Source organism: Sphingobacterium sp. N143, assembly GCF_030325625.1.
GTDB lineage: Bacteria > Bacteroidota > Bacteroidia > Sphingobacteriales > Sphingobacteriaceae > Sphingobacterium.
Genome location: NZ_JACAIS010000016.1, coordinates 1 through 25,899, shown reverse-complemented (window position 1 = coordinate 25,899; position 25,899 = coordinate 1). Strand labels below are relative to the sequence as shown.

General features: G+C 41.2%; 18 protein-coding genes and 1 pseudogene. 13 read left to right on the top strand and 6 right to left on the bottom strand.

All coding sequences use genetic code 11. The features are described 5' to 3' along the window. The first annotated feature begins 16 nt into the window (after positions 1-16). From HX021_RS21555 to HX021_RS21505, 13 genes and pseudogenes are all read left to right on the top strand, one after another. On the top strand, positions 17-2,782 hold the full coding sequence (locus HX021_RS21555; RefSeq protein ID WP_286592695.1) for a DUF8487 domain-containing protein: 2,766 nt from the start codon (positions 17-19) through the stop codon (positions 2,780-2,782). Positions 2,783-2,819: 37 nt separating this feature from the next. After that, positions 2,820-3,566, top strand: coding sequence for a glycoside hydrolase family 35 protein (locus HX021_RS21550; RefSeq protein ID WP_286592694.1), 747 nt, complete (start codon positions 2,820-2,822; stop codon positions 3,564-3,566). 200 nt (positions 3,567-3,766) lie between these two features. Next, complete coding sequence (locus HX021_RS21545) at positions 3,767-7,831, top strand: hybrid sensor histidine kinase/response regulator transcription factor (protein WP_286592693.1); 4,065 nt, start codon at positions 3,767-3,769, stop codon at positions 7,829-7,831. 140 nt (positions 7,832-7,971) lie between these two features. Beyond that, positions 7,972-9,138, top strand: coding sequence for a glycosyl hydrolase family 28 protein (locus tag HX021_RS21540; protein WP_286592692.1), 1,167 nt, complete (start codon positions 7,972-7,974; stop codon positions 9,136-9,138). A 436-nt stretch (positions 9,139-9,574) separates the two neighbouring features. After that, entirely contained in the window at positions 9,575-12,571 is a 2,997-nt protein-coding gene (locus HX021_RS21535) for a SusC/RagA family TonB-linked outer membrane protein (RefSeq protein ID WP_286592691.1), read from the top strand. An 11-nt stretch (positions 12,572-12,582) separates the two neighbouring features. After that, positions 12,583-14,229: a RagB/SusD family nutrient uptake outer membrane protein gene (locus HX021_RS21530; RefSeq protein WP_286592690.1), complete on the top strand. Its 1,647-nt coding sequence runs from the start codon at positions 12,583-12,585 to the stop codon at positions 14,227-14,229. A gap of 122 nt (positions 14,230-14,351) precedes the next feature. Beyond that, complete coding sequence (locus HX021_RS21525) at positions 14,352-15,566, top strand: SusE domain-containing protein (protein WP_286592689.1); 1,215 nt, start codon at positions 14,352-14,354, stop codon at positions 15,564-15,566. A 44-nt stretch (positions 15,567-15,610) separates the two neighbouring features. Beyond that, the gene (locus HX021_RS21520) at positions 15,611-17,176 is read left to right on the top strand and encodes a DUF4832 domain-containing protein (RefSeq protein WP_286592688.1); all 1,566 of its coding nucleotides are present in this window, start codon (positions 15,611-15,613) and stop codon (positions 17,174-17,176) included. Positions 17,177-17,432: 256 nt separating this feature from the next. Continuing rightward, positions 17,433-17,882, top strand: a complete 450-nt coding sequence (locus HX021_RS21515) for a nuclear transport factor 2 family protein (RefSeq protein WP_286592687.1) — start codon at positions 17,433-17,435, stop codon at positions 17,880-17,882. Positions 17,883-18,354: 472 nt separating this feature from the next. Next, positions 18,355-18,531, top strand: coding sequence for a virulence RhuM family protein (locus HX021_RS21510; protein ID WP_286592686.1), 177 nt, complete (start codon positions 18,355-18,357; stop codon positions 18,529-18,531). 71 nt (positions 18,532-18,602) lie between these two features. Continuing rightward, positions 18,603-18,689: pseudogene (locus HX021_RS21770) on the top strand (hypothetical protein); the annotation flags it as partial. Between the two features lie 52 nt (positions 18,690-18,741). Continuing rightward, positions 18,742-18,888, top strand: coding sequence for a RhuM family protein (gene rhuM / locus HX021_RS21765; protein WP_353621079.1), 147 nt, complete (start codon positions 18,742-18,744; stop codon positions 18,886-18,888). Positions 18,889-19,162: 274 nt separating this feature from the next. Further along, positions 19,163-20,488 (top strand): type IA DNA topoisomerase, encoded by a 1,326-nt coding sequence (locus HX021_RS21505; RefSeq protein ID WP_286592685.1) that lies wholly within the window; start codon positions 19,163-19,165, stop codon positions 20,486-20,488. Positions 20,489-20,649: 161 nt separating this feature from the next. On the opposite strand, the gene HX021_RS21500 is transcribed toward HX021_RS21505, so the two are convergent. The 6 genes from HX021_RS21500 to HX021_RS21475 all read right to left on the bottom strand — a co-directional run bounded on the left by HX021_RS21500 (position 20,650) and on the right by HX021_RS21475 (position 25,764). Beyond that, positions 20,650-21,033, bottom strand: coding sequence for an RteC domain-containing protein (locus HX021_RS21500; protein ID WP_502959024.1), 384 nt, complete (start codon positions 21,031-21,033; stop codon positions 20,650-20,652). Between the two features lie 131 nt (positions 21,034-21,164). Beyond that, the gene (locus tag HX021_RS21495; protein ID WP_286592683.1) at positions 21,165-22,145 is read right to left on the bottom strand and encodes a cation diffusion facilitator family transporter; all 981 of its coding nucleotides are present in this window, start codon (positions 22,143-22,145) and stop codon (positions 21,165-21,167) included. A gap of 5 nt (positions 22,146-22,150) precedes the next feature. Beyond that, a complete protein-coding gene (locus HX021_RS21490) occupies positions 22,151-22,474 on the bottom strand; it encodes a DUF805 domain-containing protein (RefSeq protein ID WP_286592682.1) in 324 nt (107 codons plus the stop codon). 9 nt (positions 22,475-22,483) lie between these two features. Continuing rightward, the gene (locus HX021_RS21485) at positions 22,484-23,209 is read right to left on the bottom strand and encodes a siderophore-interacting protein (protein ID WP_286592681.1); all 726 of its coding nucleotides are present in this window, start codon (positions 23,207-23,209) and stop codon (positions 22,484-22,486) included. 96 nt (positions 23,210-23,305) lie between these two features. Continuing rightward, a complete protein-coding gene (locus HX021_RS21480) occupies positions 23,306-24,814 on the bottom strand; it encodes an MFS transporter (RefSeq protein WP_286592680.1) in 1,509 nt (502 codons plus the stop codon). A gap of 68 nt (positions 24,815-24,882) precedes the next feature. Further along, entirely contained in the window at positions 24,883-25,764 is an 882-nt protein-coding gene (locus HX021_RS21475) for an HlyD family secretion protein (RefSeq protein WP_502959023.1), read from the bottom strand. Positions 25,765-25,899: the final 135 nt, after the last annotated feature.

The following is a 25,899-nucleotide window of genomic DNA, read 5'->3' as shown; positions in this document are numbered from 1 at the left end:
TAATATACTGAAAAGAATGAAAGCACCTAAACTATCGAAACACAAAATGGATGAATACAGGACAAGCATCCATAAATACTTTAAAATGATGTGCCTAATGGGGCTTTTCCTGCAGGCAGTCTTGTTAAAGGCTCAAGATGCTATCGATTTATCAGGCACTTGGGGGTTCCAGACGGATGTGATGGATTTCCGTAGAGGCTCGCTGTCCCCCCGCTATAATCATCTTTTGCAAGAAACTATTAAGCTTCCCGGTATTACCGATGATTATCAGATAGGCTATAAAAATCCCTATAAATATATCGACCGTCTGACCCGAAAATACGAATATATGGGACCGGCATGGTACCAACGTGATATTGAAATCCCTGCCGAATGGAAAGGGAAAAAAATATTCCTATACTTTGAGCGTACCCACTGGTTGAGTTCAGTTTTTATAGATACCAAGGAAGTCAGCAGTATCGATTATGTAAGTGTACCCCACAACCACGATCTGAGCTCATTTGTAAAGCCCGGAAAGAAGCATCGCATGACCATTTGTATCGATAACCGGTTTCAGTATAACACACATAAATGGAACCATGCGCATACTGAATTTACGCAGATTAACTGGAACGGTATTCTAGGAGAAATAAAACTGTTGGCCATAGACCCAGTTTATCTGGAAGATCTTCAGGTATATCCAACTATAGCCGATCGGTCCATAAAAGTAAAATTACGGGTAAATAATGCGACCAAAAAACAGGTAAAAGGCAACGTGTCTTTCGTCATCGAGGGAACAAACTACAGCCTTAAGGATGAAGTTGCATTGGTCAGTACCGATTCCGTGACCTTCGTAGAGACCACTATTCCATTAGGTAAGCACATTAAACTGTGGGATGAGTTTAACCCAAACCTCTATCGTATAAAATGCCAACTGAATACCTCCGACGGCAAAAACAGCTACCGGCATGAAAAAGCGACAACCTTTGGTATGCGTGAAGTAAAACAAGGAAAAAACCATGTGCTGCTCAATAATCGTCCCATCCATTTAAGAGGCAATGTAGAAAATGCCGTGTTTCCAAAAACAGGCCATGCTCCGCTCGACGATGCCTCCTGGGAACGAATTATGGTGCTGATGAAGGCCTATGGCATGAACCATTTACGATTCCATTCATGGTGCCCGCCGGCGGCAGCCTTTCGCATGGCAGACAAACATGGAATATATTTTGAAGTGGAAATGCCTATGTGGGGCAAAGATGCCGAACCCGACGAGTCTAGATATAACTTCTTCCGTAGGGAAATTAAAGCTATTTTAAAAGAATATGGCAACCATCCTTCTTTTGTTCTGTACTGCAATGGTAATGAAATTACCGGGAATTTCGACTTTATCGAGGAGCTGACTGCCGAAGGCAGAAAAGCTGATCCCCGCCATCTTTACAGCGGTTCTACGGCACGAACACGGGTTAAATCAGATCAATATTACGTTTCCCAACAAACCAATAAAGGGCCAGTAAAGGTATACGAAGGTCTGCCCGGTACCGATTGGGACAAGAATTTGGAATCTGATGTCGATGTGCCCGTCATTTCACACGAGTCAGGGCAACGTTGTATTTATCCAAATTTTGATGAAATAAAGAAATATGCCAACAGTCCCGTAGAGGCCCGCAATTTTGAAGTATTTAGCGATCTATTACAAAAAAATGGCATGTTGGACCAAGCAAAGGATTTCTTCAGAGCATCTGGTGCGTTGACCGTGCTGGAGTACAAAGCCGTGATCGAAGCCCTGTTGCGATCAGGTAAATCGGCCGGTTTTCAGCTTTTGTCGATGAATGACTTTCCGGGACAAGGGTATGCGCCCGTGGGGATCTTCGATCCTTTCTGGGATTCGAAAGGATTGGTAACAGCAGAAAAATTCAGCGAGTTTTGTGCGCCAACGGTCGCTCTACTGCGCTACGATAAAAGCAGTTTTTTCAACACCGAAACATTTAAGGGTAAAGCCGAGGTATATAACTTTAGCAATTCCGCACTTGAAAATGCGAAAATTAAATGGTGGTTGACCGATACCGCTGGCAGCGTATTGAAAAAGGGAACGCTGAAAAGGCAAACCATTGCCAACGAAAATGTATCGCCGGTAGGTGAGTTTGAGATTTCCCTAAAAAATATCAGCACCCAAAAAGTTACGGTTCATCTTGCGGTAAACGATAGCATTAAGAATAGCTGGGACATTTGGGTATATCCAAAGCATCAACATCTGATGCAGTCTACAGCTAATGTATTGTACACCGATGTCTACGATGATGCTGCAAAAAGGCAGTTGGCCCAGGGTAAAACCGTGGTTCTTTATCCTTCGCCAGACCAGGTGAAAGGTCGAAAGTCACTGTTTCACAATCATTTTTGGAACCCCATTATGTTTGCATGGGCACCGATGACCATCGGCAACCTGGTTCATCATAAGCAGGCCATGTTTAATGATTTTCTTACTTCATACCATACCGATTGGCAGTGGTGGGATATCCTGAACCATGCAAAAGTAATCGAAATGCAACATGCACCACAACAACTGCGTCCCTTTATACAGGTCATCGACAGCTACGACAACAACCAGAAATTGGGTATTGGTTTCGAAGCCAAAATGAATGGCGGGAAACTGCTGGTACTGGCATTGGATACCAAAAATGATATGGATAACCGTCCCGCTACCCAACAATTGTTGTACAGTATCGATAATTATGTAAAAAGTGAGAAATTTTCGCCACAAGTGGCCGTGGAAGAGACCTTTATTCAGTCATTTTTAGAGAAATAAGAAAGATTACACAATGGTAAGAACAATGATATTATCTATGATGACATTTTTTTTGGGGCAGAACCTCATAGCACAGGAAATTAAGATAGAAGGTAAAGCCTCCGTATCGCAGGTTTATAAAAAAACGGTCGAGGCGGAACATGCATTATCTTTTAATGATTTGGACATCGAATCAGGCTATGTACTTTATCAGACCGAGATAAGCACTGATGCCGAAAGCGAAGAACTGGAATTGGAAAACGTACGCGATTATGCCGTGGTCTATGTCGACGGTAAGGTACAGGGTAGCCTGACAGATAAGAGTAAAAAACTAACCATCAAAACAGATCCGGGCAAACACTTGCTTCAATTTTATGTCGAGAATATTGGTCGGATCACTTACGGACCAGAAATTACAGATAATTCAAAAGGGCTATTTGGCACCATTACTTTAGACGGAAACGACCTTCAAGACTGGAAAATGATTGCGCTAAATGTGCGCAATTACCCGATGAAGGATTTGGTTTTTGAACAAAGATCAGCTAATGACAGCCCCGGTTTTTATAAAGGTCAGTTCGAACAGCATCTGTCCGGAAACAAATATCTTAATATGACAGGATGGGGAATGGGCGAGGTCTGGTTAAATCAAAAATATTTGGGATCTTACTGGGAGGAAGAAAAACAGCAGTCGATATTAATTCCTTCGAAGGATTTAATACCCGGAAAAAATGAACTTGTCATCTTCGAACTCAAAAATAATCAGCAAAAGAAGATAAGTTTGTCCCCAACGCCTGTTTTTAAGTAAATTGGTACTGTGGGCTTCAAATGGATCTGAACAGCTGAAAAAGCGCTAAGGCCAGAATTTCGACGAAGCTCATTGCCTAATAGTATGATAATCGAAGTTTATAGAACCACTGATCAACAATTAGTAGCAGGATATTTTGATTGTAACTGGCCCACGTAAATCTTGGATTGAAATTTAAACAGCTTTAGTCACATCGGTAAATGAATAAATACAGTCTGATCATTTGTTTCGTCGTTTTTTGGGGGCAATGTGTTCTAGGTATCGATCTTTCGAGGTACAGGTTCCACCTGATGCCCGAAACTTCCTATTATGGGGGTATACAGAGCATCGCAAAAGATAGTTTAGGGCGTATTTGGTACACGGGACCCGATGCACTCTTCATGTACGATGGCAATAGTTTTTATCAGTTAAATGATATCGTCTCTGCGATCAAACCAGCGCAAAAATGGGGTTATGGTTCTTTAATTCGGGATAAAAAGGGAAATCTGTTTCTAGCTTCTGGGCAAGGCTTATTAAAATTCGATTACGAACGGTTTTCTTTTCATGTCGTGGTTCCCGGAATGATCCGTTCGCTTTGTGTACATAGCGATGGTCAGGTTTACATGCTGTCAGACAATAGCATACTACGCTATAATCCGCAAAATAAACAGACAGAAAGCTTTTTATTGCCCAAAAACAAGTCTTTCCAAAATATATTGAGTGCTAAAGATCAAGTGTTTCTAAGCCAAGGCGCTGTCGTGTATCAAGTTGAAATGACGAAAAAACGCCTAGTCCAGTTTGCGGATTTTGGTAGTACGACAAATCAGGTGAACGATGCGGTCGCATACGGGGGGGAATATTACTTTTTAACACAACGAGGGGGAATCCATGTAACTGATTTAACAGGTACCTTGAAACAGAAGATCCCAGTAAGCGTAATGGGAAATTCATCCGTGTTAACCAAAAAAATATATTTGGACCAAACCGGGGTGATCTGGGTGGCTACGCAAGCTGGATTGTATCTTTATGATCCATCCAATGAAAGCAGCAGCACCTTGCAAATGAACCTGAACGATGCCTATTCATTGCCCAATAACTCGATATGGACGATTTATCCGGATCCGGATCAGGGCGCCTGGATAGGTACTTACGGTGGTAAAATAGCTTATTGTTCGCTTTACGATTCCCGAGTGCGTTACTTTAAGCCGAGCCCAGGGGGACTCAATCACCCCATCGTCAGTAGTTTTCAGGAAGATCATCTGGGAAATATTTGGATCGGCACCGAAGGGGGCAGCCTGAATTACTGGAATAGAAAAAAAGATCGGTTTATCCGTTCGGAACAGCCGCAGGGCAGTTCTTCGAGTCCTCGTATGATTAAACGCCTGAAATTTGACCGTGCGAGCAAAAAACTGTTGATTTCAGCCTATAACGGCGGTATTGGCAGTTATGATGTGGACAATCAGCATTTCAGCAGTTTCAATTTTCGCTCTCCGGAGAGCCAGCAACCACTCACCGTCTATGATTTTGTAAACGATAAGGAAGACACTTGGTGGATGACAGACCCCGATAAATCATTTTTATATCGCAAGAAGCCCCTAGGTCCTATAGAGATGGTGAGCGTACTTGATGCGCAGGGCAAAAAATTGAACCTCGAAGTCGAAGCATTGTATGTGAATAATCAAGATCAGCTCTGTTTAATTAGCCATCAGGGATTTTTTGTTGTAAATCCCCATACGTTAAAGGTATTGAAGCACTACATGCTCAAAGATGCTTCCTATTCAGCAAATTACCTGTGTAGTTATACAGTGACTTCAAATGGCGAAGTATGGTTGGGAACATTGGGGAAAGGCGTAAATGTACTCAAAAGAGATGGGACATATGTCAACTATAGTGTAAATAACGGATTTCCGGCGAAAATGGTATTTGGCATATTAGAAGATGTTGCCACGAAAAATATCTGGTTAAGTACCAGTGATGGTCTTTTTTGTTTCAATTGGAAATCCAGTAAATTTGAGAAAGCCAGATTTTATCAGGAAAATAACATTGGTTCATTTTATATTCATGCCGCTTACAAAACTTCCAGGGGTGAAATGCTGTTTGGCGGTACCAATGGATTTCTACTTTTCGATCCGGCGTACCTCAATAAAAATCTGCAAAAACCGAAAGTTTTTTTTACAGGATTTCTGGTCAACAATAAACTCGTGAAACCAGCGGATGGCTCATCAGTTTTAACGAAAGACATTGGCAGTCTTTCCAATCAAAAAGAAGACAAGATAAGGCTCTCCAGTAACCAGTCCAATGTAGAAATTAAGTTTTCGGCAAATAGTTATCTATCCGCAGAGAAGAACCAGTTCGCTTACCGGATGTTGGGGCTAGGTGAAGACTGGCAAATCAGTCATGCTAACCAGAAATCTGTACAGTTTCTCAACCTTCCGGGCGGAGATTATATCTTTGAAATCAAGGCTTCCAACAATGATGGGCTATGGGGCGATCAAATATCACGATTATATATCCATGTCGATCCACCATTTTTCTTGTCCTGGTGGGCATATTGCTGCTATGCCGCACTTGTTTTTGCTCTGCTCTTTTTCATAATGAGATATTACAGCAATAAAAGAGTGTTTAAAGAGCGATTAGCACTCGAGCGTTTAAAAGAACAGAATATGCAAGAGCTGAACCAGGCGCGTACCGACTTCTTTACCAATATCTCACACGATTTAAAAACACCGCTAACCTTGGTTTTACAGCCGCTTAAACAACTCAAAGACACTATTGTGGCCAATGATACCGCTTTGGTATACATGGATTTAATAGAGAAAAATGTATCCAGAATACAGCGGATGATTAGCCAATTGCTGCGCTTTCGCGAAATAGAAAGCCAAAAAATTACGCTCAATCCGCAGGTTGGTGATTTTATCAATTTTGTAAGGGATCTATTTAGCTTATTTGAGCTCTATGCCAATAAAAAAGGTGTTGAAACCAATATTTCCGCGTACAAGGACAATTTATATGTTGCCTTTGATTACGATGTTATCGAAAAAATATTGACTAATCTGTTCTCCAATGCCCTAAAATATACACCAGATAATGGGTATGTGGGCGTTCGTATCTATAGTGCAACAGCAGAAGAAAAAGAACGGTTTCCTTCGTTAGATCCGACGGAAGTCGAATACATCTCCATTGAAGTTATAAATACCGGCGATTGTTTTTCTGAAGAACAGATTGCCACACTTTACACTTCTTTCAACCGCTTATCTTCTCACCGGCCAACTTTTGAAGAAAGTTCAGGACTTGGACTTGCCATTGTGAAAGAACTGGTAGATGTGCTGGAGGGTAAAATATGGATGGTCAATAAGACCGATAAAATTTCATTTACCATTTTACTACCGTTAAGGAAACAGGCCGGGGCAGGCGACATGCAGCCTAATGTGTATGATTACACCGTTTCTGAAATCGACGATATTATTACGCAGGATACTGCAGCCCCAGAAACAGGATCGATCCCTATAAAAAAGACAGATAATATCCTGCTCATTGAAGATGACCAACAGCTGCGTGTTTATCTGGAGCAGCGTCTGGCCGAAAAATATAATGTATATACAGCAAGTGACGGCGAAGAAGGCTTAATTAAAGCCGAAAAAATTTATCCGCAACTTATTATTACCGATCTGATCATGCCAAATCGCAATGGCTTGGAAGTATGCCGTAGCCTTAGGCAAAATTTTAAGACTAGCCATATTCCTATTATTATGATTTCGGGTACGGGAGATGACAACCAGCATAAAATAAAAGCATTGGAATATGGCGCTAATGTCTTTATTGATAAACCGTTTCATGTCGACTATCTGTTGCAACAGACCGAAACCATTCTAAGAAATCAGCGGGAACTAAAAGAAAAATACAGCAAGCACGTTCAGGTAGATCCCTCCAATGTAACCGTTACCTCCATGGACGAGGAACTGCTGATTAAGGCTATTCAGGTCATTGAAGAAAATATTGACAATGCCAGTTATTCCGTAGAAGATTTTGTGGCTGATATGAACGTAGGCAGAACCATACTCTATCAAAAAATACATGATATTGTGGGAATGTCCATCAAAGAATTTATTTTGAATATGCGGCTGAAAAGAAGTGCTTATCTGTTAGAAAAATCGGATTTGACGATAGCGGAAGTTGCTTACCAAACCGGGTTTAACAATGCCAAATACTTTAGCGTCTGTTTTAAAAAACAGTTTGAACTGAGCCCTTCGGAGTTTAAGAAAAAGGTTTCCAGTGGAAAGAAATAAAAATACAGCCAATAGTTGACCGACGCCCCTTTCAGATGGGTGAAAGGCCATTCTATATTTTTGAAATCCTAATGATCATGAAAATGACAATTTCTAGAAAAACGATTCTGCTTACATGTTGCATTTGCTTGTGCAACGTAATGTATCTGGCAACGGCCGCCGCCCAAAAGCTCGATGAAACTTACATCAGCCCCAATAAATACAAAAGCGGTTCCCAGTCAGAACGTATACAAAAAGCCATAAATGAAGCAAAGAAGTCGACTGGAAAAGTCGTGATCCCTAAATACGATGCGGTAACGAAAAAAAGTGTCTGGCTCATCGATCAGGCCATTTTGCTTCCGGGCGATTTTGAACTTGAATTGAATAACTGTACCATTAAACTATCGGATAAATGCCGGGATAATTTTATCCGTTCGGCAAATGCAGGGCTGGCAATTAAAGATATAGCACCCGCAAAGAATATCCGGATTATTGGAAAAGGAAATGTCCTTTTAGAAGGAGCTGATCATCCCAGAGCTACCGGTGACCACAATAAAATCTTGTCCTTAAATCCCAGCGGATTTGGACAATCTTATGGTACCGATGCAGGTAAGCCCGGAGAGAACCAAAAAGGCGGCTGGCGAAACCACGCCATTATATTGGCACATACCGATGTATTTGAGGTGAGCGGCATTACATTAAAAGATTATCATGGACACGGACTGGTATTGGAACGCTGCACAAACGGTAAGGTAAGCGATATTACTTTTAACGTGAGGCAGGCCGTTACTGTTGGTGGAACAGACAAACAGATCTTGAACCAAGACGGCATGGGCATACGTTTTGGCTGTAAAAATATTCTTATTGCAAATTGCAGAGGTAAAAGTGGTGACGACTTCATTAATATAGGGTTGACAGATACCGGAGTGGGAGCAGGTGAAGAAAATGTCAATGTGGTCAGTGGTTCGATCTATAGGGGCGAAATCGACAATATTTCGACTATTTATCTCCAGAACTGGCAGGACTTCTATTCCATCTCACACCGGTCCATACGGATTATGCCTGTGGGTAAACTCCGTATAAGCAATGTTTTTATGGAGAATATGGTCATCAGCCCTCGGGCGCAACAAGGTTTGGTAGTCGAGTACGCCGAGCATGTGAAAGGTTTTTTTGTACGAAATTTAATCAGTCATCAGCCTATAAAAGCCAAAGGTATCTCGCAGGCCAGTTTCAGAGATATTATTTATAAAGGTCAGGGTGAAGCTATCGATGTGCAGCAAAGCGATACGGTTATTCTAGATCATGTCATGCGTATAAAAAACGAATAATAAAGCGCTCTTAATCTCCATTTTAGCGCGAAAAACACCTGTTTTTGCCTTTTGTACAAAATCAAACCATTTTCGTACAAAAACGAACCCTATGAATTGGTGATGATTATAGTTTTGTCTTAACCAATTTTAAAAAAGCAAAATATGTGTATGAAAATTCCTCCCGACCACGTGATCAGGCTCACGCAGGGTAATCCGAACTTTACAAAAATCAATAGCAAGGCGCAACGGAATTTTAGGTTTCGTCAATAAGTCCGAAAACGAAGTCTTGCCATCGGCATTGCGCATGCATTTGCAGCAATGAGATGTCGTTTATCACTAGAAGTTAAATTAAAAATCCAAGCCTATTGAAGTAGACCTATTTTAAACCCACATTCTTTACGAGAAAGGGAAAGTAAAGAACGCAAGTAAATTTTAAACTAACCATTATAAATCAATGATACAAAAGATACATATCTGGCTCAGGAGCTGGATAATGAGTGCCGCCCTATCGGTGGTGGCAACCAATTATGCTTATGCGCAAGCAACAGATCAAATAAATGTCAAAGGTCAGGTCACCAATGATGCAGGAGAAGGACTTAAGGGTGTTTCGGTCATGATTAAAGGGGCGAAAACCGGTGTTCAGACAGATGCAAATGGCCATTATACCATTTTGGCATCACGCACGGCTACGCTACTCTTTACCTACATTGGTTCCAATAACCAGGAAGTAAAGGTTAATCCATCTGGAGTCATCAATGTGAAGATGTCAGGGAATAATGTCCTGGATCAGGTCGTGGTCGTAGGGTACGGTACAGCCAAGAAGAAAGATTTGACGGGAGGTTTGGCCGTGGTCGGAAAAGAGCAGCTCAGCATGGTATCTACCTCAAACCTGATGGATCGCTTGGTGGGGCAGGTGGCTGGTTTCTCTATTACGACTGGAGAAGCTGCGCCGGGAGCGTCACAGACCCTGTTGATACGGGGTGAAAATTCGATATCGGCCAACAATAGTCCATTGATTATTTTAGATGGTATTCCCTACAGCGGATCCCTGGCAGATATCGATCCCAACAACGTCGAAAACCTTTCGATCTTAAAAGATGCCTCGGCTTCGGCTATCTACGGTTCGCGTGCGGCCAATGGGGTTATTCTGATACAAACCAAAAGGGGGGCGCTGGGTAGAGCCCAGGTAAACTATAAAGGTTTGATCGGCATGGCCGAGCCTATGCAACGCATCAATGTGATGGGACCAAATGAATATATCCGCTTTCAACAAGATATTGCCCGAATTAGGCAAGGCTATACTGGAGCTCTATTAGATCCTATCGCCGGTGATATTATTAGCGTAACAGAGCGCGGTAATTATGCGAAAGGTATTACAAATAATTGGCAGGATTACGTCTTTAGAAAAGCCATGACCATGGATCATCAGCTGAGCATTTCCGGTGGTACAGAGAATACAAAATATATGGCTGCCCTTGCAGCTTTGGATCAAGAAGGGGTAGTGTACAATTCTAAGTTGTCCCGTTTAAATATTACCACAAATGTGGACCAGACTTTTAATAAATGGTTAACCACTGGTGTTGGCCTGCAATATACCCGGAAAAGCGACGGTGGCATTACGCCAAATTTGGAACATGCCATAAAACAAAGTCCTTATGGGAGCTACAAAGACGAATCGGGGAAGTATGTGCCCGAGCCTATGGAGTATTCATTGATCGTCAATCCGATGCGCAACGTCAATGCGATTCAGGATAGGTATAATAACAATTTCTTTCTTTCTGGCTATGCCAATATTTTGCTGCCGGTGGAGGGTCTTTCCTTACGATCAAATTTTGGTTATAATTATCGGAACGGATTTACCGGAACCTATTACGGGCGCAATACCTTCGAAGGTAGGGATCAGGGTACGCAGGCCGGAGGTAGTGCTTCCATCAACAATTCCAACTATAACGATTATACTTGGGAGAACCTGCTCAAATACGAGCGGCAGATCGGCGATCATCGTTTGGATGTGACGGGTTTATTCAGTATGCAAAAAACGAAAAGTTGGTCAACAGCCCAGAGCGGAGCAGGTTTTGTAACCGATGATACCGAATACTTTATGATCGGTTCGGCCAGCCGTCTTGTTTCCAACAGCGCTTCCTTATCGGAATCTGCGATGCTGTCATACATGGGCCGGATAAATTATGCCTACAAAGGCAAGTATCTATTGACCCTGACAGGACGTACAGATGGAGCTTCGGTATTTGGTATTAACAATAAATATGCATTTTTCCCTGTCGCGGCGGCGGCATGGCAAATCGGAGAAGAACGTTTTCTGAAAGATAACGCCAAATGGCTGGACATGCTGAAAATCCGCCTTTCTTATGGTGCCAACGGTAACCAGGCGATTACACCATATCGGACTTTAGACCGCCTATATTCCAATGTAAAATATATCTGGGGCGATGATGGTACTGCCGTTACGACAGCCTATTTGGCCGGTGATGGTGTGGGCAACCCTAATCTGAAATGGGAAACCACCTATTCGACCAACCTGGGACTGGACTTTCAGTTATTTAATAACAGATTGGGGGGAACTATCGATGCCTATCTCTCCAAAACGAAAGATTTGCTGATGACCCGCACTGTGCCTATCATGAACGGGTATAACCGCATTTGGGACAATATCGGCGCCACCCAAAATAAAGGGATTGAGGTTACCCTAAATTCAGCGAATGTAAAAGGAGAAAATTTTCAATGGAATACGACCGCAGTGTTTTCCTTAAACCGGGACAAAATAGTCGAGTTGAGAGGGGATGGTATAGACGATGTTGCCAACAACTGGTTTATTGGTAAGCCATTACGAGTATTCTACGATTATAAAATGATCGGTGTATGGCAAAACGGGGAAACCATTACTGTGGATGGGGCAGCACCCGGAGCAGCCAAGCTGTACGACCGTGATGGTAACGGCAAGATAGAAGCGAGTGACCGAGTAGTGATCGGATCTAAAAAACCACGGTATACAGCTTCTTTAGCTAACCGGTTTTCGTATAAGAATTTTTATGCATCTGCGTTGGTTACCGGTGTTTTTGATGTATGGCGCGATGATCACATGGCCAATCTTGGGGCCTGGACTTTCGGGATTACCAACTATGTACACGATGCCAATTATTGGACACCGGAGAATCCCAATGCGACGATTGTTTCACCTGGTTATCTCAATCCATTGGGGCACGGATACTATAAAAAGGTGAGCTACGTACAGGTGAAGAACATCACCTTTGGTTATAAATTGCCACACAAAATTGCTAAAAAGGTCGGTGTAAATGGTATTGATATAAACGCTAGCGTGAACAATCTGAATACGATTTCTAATATCAGAGAGGTACTCAATTACGACAACACCTGGATGGCCTCCTATCCGACGGCACGTTCGTATATGTTTGGCTTAAATGTAAACTTCTAATCGATTAGAACATGAAAATGAAAAATATTATCACAACAAGTTTGGGGCTTATCGTATTGTTCACCTTAGGAGGCTGTAAAAAGTTTCTGGAAGAAGAGCTAAAAACCGAACTGGCGCCATCCAATACCTATACCAGCACCTACGGTTTCGAGGTGGGGAGCGCAGGTCTGTATGCACTCACGCGTTCAGAATATAATACTTATGGTGAGGGTGGCGCCTTTATCCACAATGGTGCCTGTCCATATGAAGCCTTACAGGTATCTACGGATATCGCCGATGCCATTAATAGCGATGGCTCATTGACGGCTTTTGCCAACCTCACATTGACTGCCTCAGAGCGGTTTGTGGGCACCTACTGGAATTGGGCTTATAACCTTATTTCATCGGCAAACCTGATGCTGGTTTATTCCGAAAAAAACACCAATTGGGATACCCCCGCAGATAAGGCACGTTTTCAGGCTGAAGCCCGCTTCTTTCGGGCTTATGCTTACCGTACCTTGGTTTATCTCTATGGCGATGTACCCTATGTAGAAACTATCCTGTATGATTTTCAGCTTAATTTTACCCGTACACCAAAAGCCGAAGTCATCGGCCACATGGTAGACGACCTGAAGTTTGCGGTGGATAATCTGCCGACAAATCCGGACGACGTCAAAGAAGGGAAGCTGACCAAATGGGCCGCAAGTCATTTGCTGAGTGAAATCTACCTATTGCAGGGCAATCATGCCGAAGCAGAAAAGGCCGCATTGGCGGTCATCAATAGTGGGTATTATAACCTGATGAAAAACAGATATGGCGTAAATGGCAGCAAACCAGGCGATGTATTTAGCGATTTATTTCTGGAAAATAATCAAAATAGAAAAAGTGGCAATAAAGAAAGTATCTGGGTATTGCAGTTCCAGTTTAATACGATCGGCGGCGGTACCAATTCGGATGACTGGACCCGTAGGGCTTGGATACCCAATTACTCGACGATTACGGGATTTGTTTTGGCTGACACATTGGGCGGCCGTGGTATTGCACAATTAGTGCCTATGAAGTGGTGGGTAGGCACCACAGGTACCAATGCTACAGGCAATGTCGCCGGTATTTTCGAAGCAAATGATATCCGTAATTCAGGTTATAACATTAAACGCGACTGGTATTACAACAACGCGAATGAGGCCTCGCTATATGGTAAAAAAGCCAATATTACCGAACAGACCTGGTTTACGACAAAAAGCTTATTTCCGACGATCACCAAATTCTTTTATGGACGTACCGAAAACTTAAGTTTGACCGGTAGTTATAAAGATCGTATGAAATTCCGTTTGGCTGAAACCTATCTGTTGCTTGCTGAAGCCTATTTGGGACAAAATATGCCAGATAAAGCTGCCCAAGCCGTCAATGAAGTGCGGAAAAGAGCTGGAGCGTCCGAAATTACCGGCGCTCAGATGAATATGGATTTCCTGCTCGATGAGCGTATCCGTGAATTAGTTGGTGAAGAAAGCAGAAGATTTACCCTGGTGCGTACCCATACTTTGGTGGAGCGGGTCAAAAAATATAATCATGCGATCAAGGATAAAATTACGGACAACAATATCTTATGGCCTATTCCACAGGTGATCAGGGATGCCAATACAGGGGCGCCGTTCCCACAGAATCCGGGTTATAATTAATGGTTATGGGAGGCTGTCCGAATCCTAATCGTATTTTCGGCAGCTTCCTATTCCGATGACAAACAGCAGTTGCGCCAGTCAAGCGCATGATTCTATCCAAACGTTAGCAAAAATATAAATCAATGAAAATCATCAATTATTTATACAAAACCTTATTTCTCTTAAGCGTGGTACTTTGCCAGTCATCCTGCAAACAGGAAATACAGGATATACCCAAAGTCAAGGAGACGATGGAACTTCAGCCTTCGTCGGAAAACATTACGCTGGACGAGGTCAATCTGACCAAAGATATCGTCACCTTTAACTGGAAGCCTGCCAGGGCGCAGTCAGACGATCATTTGGTCAGCTACAGTACGATGTTGGATGTGGTGGGGAACAATTTTGGTACCGGTACCGCCATATTCAACTATGAAGACGATAACGTATTGAGCAGAAGCTTTACCTCCGAACAATTACAAAATTGGGCAAATGAAAAGTGGGGCATACCCGCCAATAAGAGCTTTACGCTAGAGTTTAGAGTCGTTGCACAATGGGAGGGCGGTGCTACTTTTGAGGCACCCGAAGTACGTACCGTAAGAATTACAGTAAACCCGATCAAGACGGTTGTTTTTGATGCCGATAAAGTGTTCTTGAGTGGAAGTGCCGTTGGCGCGACCAAGGTAGAAATGCCAAAAACACTGGAAAATCTGGATCAGTATGCCTATGTATTGAATTTACAGCCGGGCGAACTGGAAATTCCGGTCGAATTTAACGGTGAGACCAATTATGTTGTTACCTCCGATGGAAGCGCTGAACTAAACGATGGAAATGCCGTTGGCATCAAGATGCGGGAAAATGTATTCTCCTGGAAAATAGAGACTGCTGGCGAGTATCGCGTTGTGGTCAATATGCAAAAAGCCACGGCAACCATTTATTCACCAGCGAAAGCGCTAGCTCCCAAAATAGTGACATGGACAGGGGACCAGCCTTATACGACCACGGTGATGGATTTATGGATGCACGGAAGTATCAATGGCTGGGGAACTCCGATAAAAATGGATTGTCAGGTAAGTTTGGCCGATCCACAGGTTTTGGTCTATACCGGGGGTAAAGTAGGGTCCACCAAGTTTATCGTGACCGGAGACAACAGTAACAACAAAAACCTGGCTTATGCATTTAGTGCTCCGCCTACGACTGAAGGTGTAGCTCAGACCCTGACGCTTACCTTAGGAAAAGTAGCAGAACTGGGTGGAGGTATCACGAGGGCAAATCGCAATTCTTATTTCACCATTCCGGCCACGACCAATGTGCTGATTTTTGATTTAAGAAACATGACAATTCTGGGGCTAAAACGGTAAGCAATTGTATCAAAGCATATAAATTAACTTTAACATTTCTGAACGTGAAAAACAATATAAACTATAAAAAAGCCTGCCTCAGCGCATTTGCTGTCATGATTTGCTTTCTAGCAGTTTCATGCAAGAAAGATAGTGCTGATAACGAAAAAGATATAGCAGGGACCTTGGTGAAACCCAGCTACAACCGGAGTTCCCTGTTTCGTAACCCTTTAAACGGCTGGGTCATGTACGCTTCAGCTTCGGCCAGCCCCTCTTATTGGGATACCCAATTCTACGTACCTGACTTAGGTAAAACGGTCAAAGCGATTGACTATGCATCTGCCTGTTATATCCGTACCAGCTGGCGGACCTTTAATCCTGCAGATGGCGTATATGCCTGGAGAGATCCCGGCACGGCAATCTATAAAATGATCAAAGGGGCACAAGATAAGGGATTGCCAATCGCCTTTCGTATCGTCGTCGACGGTCGCGATCAAGGAGCAAATACGCCGCAGTTTGTTTTCGATGCAGGCGCCAAGTATTATGTTGCCAATGCTTCTTTTCCGGATAGAAAAACACCCGTGCTGCAAGATCCTGTTTTTCGGAAATATTATAGCAAGCTGATCGAAGAGCTGGCGAAGGATTTTAACGATTTAAATAAAACCTCCTTTGTCGATGCCTACGGACTCGGTTTGTGGGGCGAGGGGCATAGTGTCATTTACGAAGATCCCAATAATCCCTCCGGACAAAATATTGAGGTGATCAAAGAAGAAGTCGTTGATTGGATTTCAGATGTGTATTCCAAGAACTTTACAAAAGTGCCCTTGCTGATCAACTACCATCGCGTGGTTGGCGACCCAGCGGGCAACGGAGCTCCCAATCCTAATTCGGAGAAGCTGTTGAATAAGATGATCAGCAAAGGGTACAGCCTACGTCAGGATGCCTTTGGAATGACCGATTATTATCAAAGCTGGGAGAAGAATTTTGCCAAGGTCTGGAATTTTAAACGCCCGATTATTATGGAAGGCGGTTGGATTACGACCGGGACACACCGTTACTGGACTGATCCAAGCGGTAAATACAGGCAAGACCATCCCGAAGATGTTCGGCAGGGCGAATTTGACAGCTCCTTGGAAGCTGCTGTAAACATGATGGATTTCCGTATCGGCGAAATTGAAAGCTGGTTCACCAAATCTTTTACCTTATGCCAGCGTTTTATTTCTGAAGGTGGCTATCGTTTATATCCCGATCGTATTTATTTACCGGAGAAAGTCAATTCGGGTACAGAAACGACAATTAACCACCGTTGGCGGAATATGGGCTGGGGGTATTTTCCGAATAATATCCCTCAGTGGAATTATAAATATAAAGTAGCTTTTGCACTCCTGGACGGAGAAAATAAGGTAAAAAAAATTTTTGTTGATGATAAAGGAGAGCCTTCCACCTGGCTTAAGAATAGTCCAATAGCGTACGAATTCAAAGCTAAGATCGACGTTCCTGCAGGAAACTATACCTGGGCCGTCGCCATCGTAGATACGGCAAATGAAAATCAGCCGGGAATAAGACTTGCCGTAAATGGTGATATTACTAGCACTGGATGGTTAAAACTATTAGAGGTACAGGTACAGTGAGATAATTCGCTTAAGGTTTAAAAAACAAAATTAGCGGATGTTTTTTATAGTCAAAAGGGACTGTTCAATCTTTTTGAACAGTCCCTTTCTTATGCGATATTATATGTGCTTTCCAGTGTATTTTCACCTCCCCATTTCCGCCATTCACCGAGTTTTCCTGTCCGTTGATCTAAAGCCCGTAGGCCAGGGGCTTATTGTGTTGTAGTTTTGAGTCAACAAATAAGAACAATACTACTAACACAATAAAAAAGACATTATGAACTCATTAGTAAAAACATTCGCAGCAGCAGCAGCCTTAATCGCAGTATCCACATTCACTATGGCCGCTGAAGGACCAGGAGCAAAATCAGCAAAAGCCAACGTTAACCTTTCCACAGCAGACTTTGCTCTTGAGCATTACGTTGCGGTCACTACCGAGGGCGAGTCAGCAGGCGTGGAGCAATTATTTGCAGAAGATTTCAGCCAAAAGATCCAAGCTTCCAATGCACAGTCTTATAGTCGTGAGGCGGTGGTTAAATCTCTGAAAAAACAAAAAGGAGAAAAGCTGGATTGTCAGGTCAGCAGGCAGGTCATCGAAGAGTCCGCAGATTATATGTTGGCCAAAGTAACGATGAAATTTGAGAACTTCAGGAAGACTGATCTTGTGACGTTGGTGCGCGAAGGAAATAACTGGAAAGTATCTAAATCGATCAATTCGTATCAATAGTATCCGATCATCAGTGGTCAGTACAATTAGCTCAGGCTGGCCACTAGTGCATCATAGGTTTATAAATTTAGTTCAAAAGTCAGGTCGTGAGACCTGACTTTTTGTTGTGATGTTTAATAGTTTCTTCATTCTTGAGGTAATCGAGATTGAAAGACTGGGTAGGCAGAACTATGTTAGTAGAAGGTGAAAGTTGTAACAAATATTTACAAAATTTGTTACAAAAATAAATGTAGTTTACGGTGTAATTTGTTGTATTATAGTTTTTAAGCTAATTAACAAAATGTTTCCGATTTTTAATTTGTTACGCAGTGCGTAACAAATTCCATTGGGACAAGTACTATGCGCATCGGTACTATTGATTGCCTTCGCGACGTCTATGTACGTGGTAAGTATTGATATATTATTTTGCCTTTTGTGGTGTTACGTCGTATCGATTCTTTGCTGGAAACCTTTTATCTTAAACTTTTAGGTTATGGAACCGCAAAGTAATCTACTTATTTATCAAAGTGAAGATGGTGTTACGCGCATCAAGACCCGATTAGAGGGTGAAACGGTATGGCTGACGCAGGCACAAATGGCCGACATCTTCAAAAAGGTCGGACGACTATTACGGAGCACATCAAGCATATTTTTGAAGAGGGAGAATTAGAGGAAGAAGTGGTATGTCGGAAATACCGACATACCACTCAGCACGGCGCAATCTAAGATAAAACGCAAGAACGTGAGGTGAAACATTACAATCTCGACGTCATTATTTCCGTAGGCTACCGCGTAGAGTGTCATCAGGGAACCACGTCTTGTCAATAGGCTACAGCGCTTTAAGTGAGTATATCGTCAAAAGCCTTACCATGATGATGAGCTGCTGAAGCAAGGAGCGGGAGGCAACTACTTTGATGAGTTATTGGCTCGTATCCGTGATATACGCTCCTCCGAAAAGGTCTTCTGGCGCAAAGTATTGAATATCTATGCGACCAGTATTGACTACGACCGGGCACTGTTTCGGTGAAAGGGCCAGTTAGAGCATGGTATTTTATCTACACCTGACACACGAGAACTGGCATTTGGAATACTCAACAAGGACGACTTTATTGGGGAACATTCTATTCTAAGAAAAAGAACCCCTGAATCTTGGCAAATTAAAGTTAAAATGCTATCTTGACACATCATTTGGAGCCAATTATTACTTTAGCGTTGATCTGAAAGATTGATAAATAAGCGTAATAACCTAAAGAATAAATACAAAACTTTATTTATTTCGAATAGATCGATCGATAAAGAATATGGAAACATTGCAAACAATCGAAGAAATTCACAGACTATTTCCAACTACCGGGAGCAACCCGGCCTTAGTAACCTGCAATGATTTCCGTTATTGGGTCTGTAAATATGACAGGTCTCCACTTAATCTTTTCAATGAACTCATAGCAGCGAAATTCGCAGAAATTTGGAGATTAATGACTCCTGAAGTATGCTTTATTCAAGTGAAGCAAGACCATGTCCCACTTCAAAAATTTCCTCAATTACAATATGACCTCTTTGATAAAGAATGTTTTGGTTCCTTGTATCTAGAAGATTCCAAAGAGATCAACAAACGCATCGTGAATGACGTAAAGGTCACAGACCACCACGGTCTGCTGATTACCGAAAAAATTCCGTCCGAATTAACGGCGCACGAAAATGTTATCTATGATATGATTGCGCACCGCCTGTTGGAAGCCCTTTCGCCTGCCTGTACCAAAGAAATAACCGACATCGGATTGCAGGCTCTGCATTATGATTTTACACTGAAAGGGTGTAAAATCCTCGAAGCCGGCTGGCGTGGCATCAAGGAAAAATTTACAGACGAGGACGGCGATCCTGTGCAGGAACTGCCGGAATTAAAGGTCGGCGATGAGCTGAAAATCAAAGAGGCTTCCGTACTGGAAAAGAAAACCAAACCGCCCGTGCCTTACACCGAGGCAGGTCTGTTGTCCGCAATGGAAAACGCCGGAAAGGAAATTAATATCGAGGACGAACGGAAAGCCTTAAAAGACATCGGTATCGGCACACCTGCCACAAGAGCCTCCATTATAGAAACGCTTTTTAAAAGGGATTACATTCGGCGAGAAAAGAAGTCCCTAATTCCTACCGATAAGGGATTGCAGGTTTATGGGGCTGTAAAGGATAGGAAAATTGCCGATGTAGCCATGACCGCCGAATGGGAAATGGCATTGCAGAAAATCGAAAACAACGAGGCATATGCAGATGCTTTCCACAGAGATATGGAAGCCTATGCCACTTCCATTACACGGGAACTTTTGGACACGGGCATTGCCAAAGAAAAGCAACCCGAACTGACATGCCCCAAATGTAAGAGCCATCAGCTATTGATATGGAATAAGGTTGTAAAATGCCCCGATGAGGCTTGCGGTTGGCTTCAATTCCGTACCGTTTGCGGAGTGCCTTTGAGCCTTACCGATATAGAAAGCCTTGTCACCCAAGGAAAGACCAATCTTATCAAAGGCATGAAAAGCAATTCGGGCAATAAATTCAATGCCTATATGGTCATGAACGATAACGCCAAAACCTCCTTCGAATTTGATAATAGGAAACAAAAAAGGAAATAAACGTTTTGTTTTTTGGACGGCATACAGCGTGAGGGATAGAAGCGACATCCTTTTGTGGTCCTGCAAGATCCGCAAAAGATATAGCGGATAGCCCGACCTGTCTGCATTTTTTCGTTAGCCTGGGCATGGGGGTAAAATGCAGACGGTGGCACGCCCAATTATTACTTTTCGTCCTGCTCGTCCATTCTCCGTATCAGTTCTTCCCGAAGCGCATCAAGAAATTTGGTACGGTTTATCTTCCGGTTTCTCAACTCTAAATAAGTCTGATAAAAATTTCCCAAATCAATATCAAAGGTACTTTCAAAATATTGGGCTACTTCTCTTATGTCATTGTTCCCGTTGTCAAATACATTTTGATAGTGCAGGGCATAAATCAGTTTTATCAACGCTACTTTGCTACCTGTCCATTTCAGCCTTTGCGGTGCTTTCGATTTGTCTTTTTGGAATTTGTTATACAACTGGTCTTCTATGTAAACCTGTATCAAATCATTGGCTATTATCTTGGCGACCTTATAATCACACATAAAGTATTTTCTAATCCTCATATTTTTTGATCGGGAAAGAATGTTATCTTTTATTTGATAATGATTACATTTTAACATATATCTCTGATATTTCAAAACTTTGTCTTGTCCAAAAAGCATATATCTTTAAAGATTTGGGTGTCTTTCAATTATTAACAAGTTACCAGTTTACAATCTCTCGCAGTCTTTTCTATTTGTACTGTTGGATGATGAATTTTGTACTTTTCCATCAGTTTCAAAATAGTTAAAAGGGTATCAGCGACTTCATTGGTATCATCAGTGGGCACTACCACGTGTAGAGAGCAAATAATATAATCGCCGTCTATACTCCAAATGTGTAAGTCATGTATATCTTCAACACCTTTGATATGGTTCAATTCAGCTGATAACTTTTCAATACTCACATTTTCAGGCACAGACTGTAGCAATACTTTCATCGTTCCTATTAAATTTCTCGTTGCATTATAACCGACAAATATTGCAATCATCAATGTTAATACACCATCTACCCAGTTCCATCCAGTGAAGTATATTATACCCGCACCTAATAATACAGCAGCCCATCCTAAAACATCTTCTAAAATATGCAACATTATTGCTTTTCTGTTGTGATTATGGGAATGACCGTGTGAATGACTATGATGATGATGGTGATGACCAGTATCTCCTTTCTTCATTCTTAAAAAAGCAAAACCATTAATTGCAACGCCCAAAACCGCTAACCATAACATACCGATACTATTTACTTCTCTTGGCTCTATAAAGGAATTCACGGCACTGTTAACCATCCATACCGCTCCGACTAACAGAAATACAGACATGCCAATTGCTGCAAGCAATGAAAAACGTTTATATCCATAAGAAAATCCGCTAGTCCGTTTTTTGTCTGATATTTTTTCCAATAGCACTGCTATTCCTATTGCAATTGCATCGGTAAAGTCGTGAAAAGCATCAGCTATAATTGCAGTTGAATTTGTAAAAATGCCACCAAATACTTCTATAATTGAGAAAAGTAGATTTAACCAAAATGCTAATGTAAGCCCGTTGCTTTTTGAATGGCTATGGTCGTGGTCATGATGATGATGATCGTGATCATGGTGCTCATCGTGATGATTATGAATATTGTGCGACATGATATTTATTTTACAGGGTTTCCATATTTGTTTTGAAAAGGTTCTCCTTTCTTGAAAGTGAGAATTATATTATAAATAGGAATTAACAGATACCAGCCATTTTTCCCTACATCATGTAATCGTCTAACCGCTACTGCTATTCCTGGAAGCAAAACAATCAATCTATAGATATTGGAATAAAGTTCTCCCGTAATTCCACCAATTCCGAAGCGAAGTATAGCAACTACAACCAAATTACACAAGAAGAAGTACCATAATTCTCCTCGAGTAGCACGTCCTTTATAATTAAAAATGTTTCTGAATGCTTTTATATAGTATATATTTTTCATGATTATTTTTTATAATCCTTGTTTTCCTTCTGCCCAATATGCTTGTGCTATTATTCTTCCTTTTACATTTTCTCTTTTCAACACATTTCTTATGGTTTGTACCGATTTGGCATTCCCCGTCAATACGAAACACTTGTTATCCATTTCCGTATGTAGGCTATTCTTAAATAGTATGTCTGAAATCAATTCTTCATCGGTAAAACTCTCTTTGTTTTCAAAAACATAATTCCTTTTTATACCCAGCAACTCTGGTAAGTAAATATTTTCTTTATCTAACTCAAAATAGAACTGAATTGACTGGTGTTCTTGCTTGACCACAGCTTGAAGCGCATAGGCAAGGCCCAAACTTGTTTCGTCCCCAAAGAAGATGTATGTGGAGGCAGACGAGTCATACATTTTTTTTCCTCTTGGAATACTGATTCTTAGATGATGGCCTATCTCCAAAGATCGGATGAATTCAGTTCCAGAAGCAGAACCATGCATATGGAAAATAATTTCTAAACTCCCTTTTTCCTTATTAAAAAAATAAGGAGTATAATTTCTAAATTCCGTATCATTGACTCGTATAGCTACCGCATACCCCGGCTGAAAATCCATGTTGGCTATATCTCCGTAGAATTTGACTTTTATAAAGTTTGGGGTTATGTAAACCTTATCCACTACTTTCATCATAGGGAATTTCGTTTTCATTAATCCCTCTACGGCATCGCCTATCCATTTAGCTACTTTTGGCATCTCTGTATTTTTTATAGTTAACTAAGAGCAAAGAAAGGAATCAGCATGTTCAATAGCAATGGAGAGAAGGTGGTATGTATTGGACTAATCGAAGATTCAGGTGGTAGTAATTATCTTTTTCATGCGATTGAATAAAAACGCCGTTGCATTTCTGGAAAACTTTCTTATTCGCACCTTTTTTCTCCGGTTAGAATATCCAAAGCCATGTGCCAATATAGCGATAAGCAGAGGTACAGATATGATAAGTATAAGTCCGTAAATTTTTTTTATACCTACAAGAATAGCCTGTGCCTGAGCAGTTGAGTATTTTTGCATATTATTTTTACCGAATATATTTCTATCCAGCAATACTGCTTGATAATCTATGCTCTGCTTTTGAAAAAAATAATTCAAAAAAGTATATATGGATCCGAAAAATGCTACAGCAAGAAAAGTTCTAATGATAAGCATCAGTGACATAACTGACAGCGACTCATCAAGTGATAAATTATAGGTAAGATAATGCCAGAGACCGATATACAGCATGCCGATTGCCAGAGATTTTAAAAAATGAGTCAAATAAAAATACTCTATCGTTAATTGATGATTTATAAAAAAATATCCATATAGGTAGTTGCAAGCAAAAATTAAAAAGCCACAGAATACAAATGTTTTTAGGTTTTTAGTATTTTTTAAAACAAACCAACCAAGCAAACCTCCCAGCGAGGAACCGGGAATCATCCAAAGTGTGACCCATCCTATCTGCAACGTACTATATCCCAGATATGAACTCATAAGTAGTGTATCAAAGGCGTTTGCCCCCTGATAGATACCTGTAAAAAACAGAAATATTGCTGCTATATGGACACTCCTTTTTTTCATTGATGAAAGATTCCAAAATGGACGCTCCAATTTTTGTTGTCTAAGAATCCCTCCGCTAATAAGTAGGATAGAAAGTAATAATAAGGGAAATCCATTTCTATCGCCGATCAACCAGTTATATTCAGTAATGTAGGCAAAAAAGTGCGCCAGAATCAGAAAACCTGCTACCAGTAGCAATGCGCTGAACCAGTCAATGTAGTAAAAGGGGTAGTATCTTGAAAACCTTGAATTATGCGTTGTAACTTTTGATAAAATAGCGCAGAATAAAAGAGCTATTGTAAAAAACAAACTGGTTCGTTCCCATTGATATCCAAACGAGATATATAAAACAGTAAATGTGCCCAACGCTACTAATGAGTAAAGTATACCATAAAAAATAGCATAAAATCTGGCTTTATTTCCTGTTTTCGTGATGATCAGTCCCATGAACAATAATATAAACTCGAATAGGCAGTTCATTTTAATTATACCCATGAGGAAGCTTAAAAATAGTAATAAATAATAATCCGAGTTATAGATAGAGATAAAAGAAATGAACGCCATCAAAAGACATCCCCAAAAGAGTTTGTCCGTTGATCTTAATATCATTTTTATCCGTAAAATGACCGGGAACGTAATAGCCATGCCTACTATCATTGTGTAATTGGCGCTGGTAATGGCACTTGAAGTAAGCCCCATCGTGCTCGCAGTCTCAGCAGCGAGACCGGAATAAACGACATATACATTAACAATTACAAATCCCATAATGAGCATTATCACATACTGAATAATTATTGGGACTCCTTCCTTGAATACACCTCTGTTATACATAGCTATTTACTTCTTTTTACAACGACATTCATACCGGCAATAAGTTTATCTAAATCTTTTTGTTGATTTTCGTTTGTAAATTCTATTCTAACTGGGATTCGACTTTGCACCTTTACAAAGTTACCTACAGAATTGTCTAACGGTATTGCTGCATATTTTGCTCCGGTAGCACCTGATATGGCACTAACTGTTCCCTTATACAATTTCCCTCCCAATGCGTCTATTGTTATGTCAACTTTGTCACCTAACGATATGTCCTTCATCTGATTTTCTAAAAAGTTGGCAGTAATCCATTTTTTATTACTCTGAACCATTGAAGCTACCTGCTGCCCGGACTGCACTACTTGACCTTCATTAATACTTCTTCTACCCATAACACCGTTATATGGAGCTGTAATAACTGCATAGCTTAAATTCAGCTTTGCCATATCCACGGCTGCTTCGGCAGCTTCTAATTGGGCATAATCTACCTGAATAGATTTTTCATTTTCGTATGCAGATAATTCTGCGGATACTTTTTGATCTATCATTTGTTTATAGACAGATTTTTGCGTTAAATACTCTGTTTTCACTTGCTCAAATTGTTGTTTCGTAACAGCCTTATCTTCGAGTAGATTTTTGTAACGTCTGTAATTTGACAAATCGAAATCTAATCGCGCTTTTGCTTGTTCTATTGAAGATATCGATAGAGCAACCTGATTTTCCATTGTTTTAAAAGACGCTTTTCGCACAGAAATCGCAGCTTTGGCTTTTAATAAGTTAGACTTTGCATTGTCAAGCTGGATCTGCAATTCATGGGTCTGCAACATCAACAAAGTATCACCTTTTTTTACTTGTTGGTGTTCTTCAAAATATATCTTGTCTATATACCCACTTACTCTCACATTTATAGGGGAAATATATTCTTCTATCTGTGCGGCGTTAGTGTATCTGAAGTTGCTACTGAAGTTGCTACATTTGAGTGGACATTAAGTTAAGAGAATTTTAATAACTTAAGAGACTTATGTCAAGAGAAAGAA

What these genes read in the sequence shown, in the direction of transcription:
- HX021_RS21490 (WP_286592682.1), bottom strand. Translation starts at nt 22,474, where the DNA reads ATGAAAAATATATACTATATAAAAGCATTCAGAAACATTTTTAATTAT.
- HX021_RS21550 (WP_286592694.1), top strand. Translation starts at nt 2,820, where the DNA reads ATGATGACATTTTTTTTGGGGCAGAACCTCATAGCACAGGAAATTAAG.
- HX021_RS21500 (WP_502959024.1), bottom strand. Translation starts at nt 21,033, where the DNA reads ATGAGGATTAGAAAATACTTTATGTGTGATTATAAGGTCGCCAAGATA.
- HX021_RS21545 (WP_286592693.1), top strand. Translation starts at nt 3,767, where the DNA reads ATGAATAAATACAGTCTGATCATTTGTTTCGTCGTTTTTTGGGGGCAA.
- HX021_RS21515 (WP_286592687.1), top strand. Translation starts at nt 17,433, where the DNA reads ATGAACTCATTAGTAAAAACATTCGCAGCAGCAGCAGCCTTAATCGCA.
- HX021_RS21480 (WP_286592680.1), bottom strand. Translation starts at nt 24,814, where the DNA reads ATGGGATTTGTAATTGTTAATGTATATGTCGTTTATTCCGGTCTCGCT.
- HX021_RS21495 (WP_286592683.1), bottom strand. Translation starts at nt 22,145, where the DNA reads ATGTCGCACAATATTCATAATCATCACGATGAGCACCATGATCACGAT.
- HX021_RS21555 (WP_286592695.1), top strand. Translation starts at nt 17, where the DNA reads ATGAAAGCACCTAAACTATCGAAACACAAAATGGATGAATACAGGACA.
- HX021_RS21540 (WP_286592692.1), top strand. Translation starts at nt 7,972, where the DNA reads ATGTATCTGGCAACGGCCGCCGCCCAAAAGCTCGATGAAACTTACATC.
- HX021_RS21510 (WP_286592686.1), top strand. Translation starts at nt 18,355, where the DNA reads ATGGAACCGCAAAGTAATCTACTTATTTATCAAAGTGAAGATGGTGTT.
- HX021_RS21535 (WP_286592691.1), top strand. Translation starts at nt 9,575, where the DNA reads ATGATACAAAAGATACATATCTGGCTCAGGAGCTGGATAATGAGTGCC.
- HX021_RS21485 (WP_286592681.1), bottom strand. Translation starts at nt 23,209, where the DNA reads ATGCCAAAAGTAGCTAAATGGATAGGCGATGCCGTAGAGGGATTAATG.
- HX021_RS21530 (WP_286592690.1), top strand. Translation starts at nt 12,583, where the DNA reads ATGAAAATGAAAAATATTATCACAACAAGTTTGGGGCTTATCGTATTG.
- HX021_RS21525 (WP_286592689.1), top strand. Translation starts at nt 14,352, where the DNA reads ATGAAAATCATCAATTATTTATACAAAACCTTATTTCTCTTAAGCGTG.
- HX021_RS21505 (WP_286592685.1), top strand. Translation starts at nt 19,163, where the DNA reads ATGGAAACATTGCAAACAATCGAAGAAATTCACAGACTATTTCCAACT.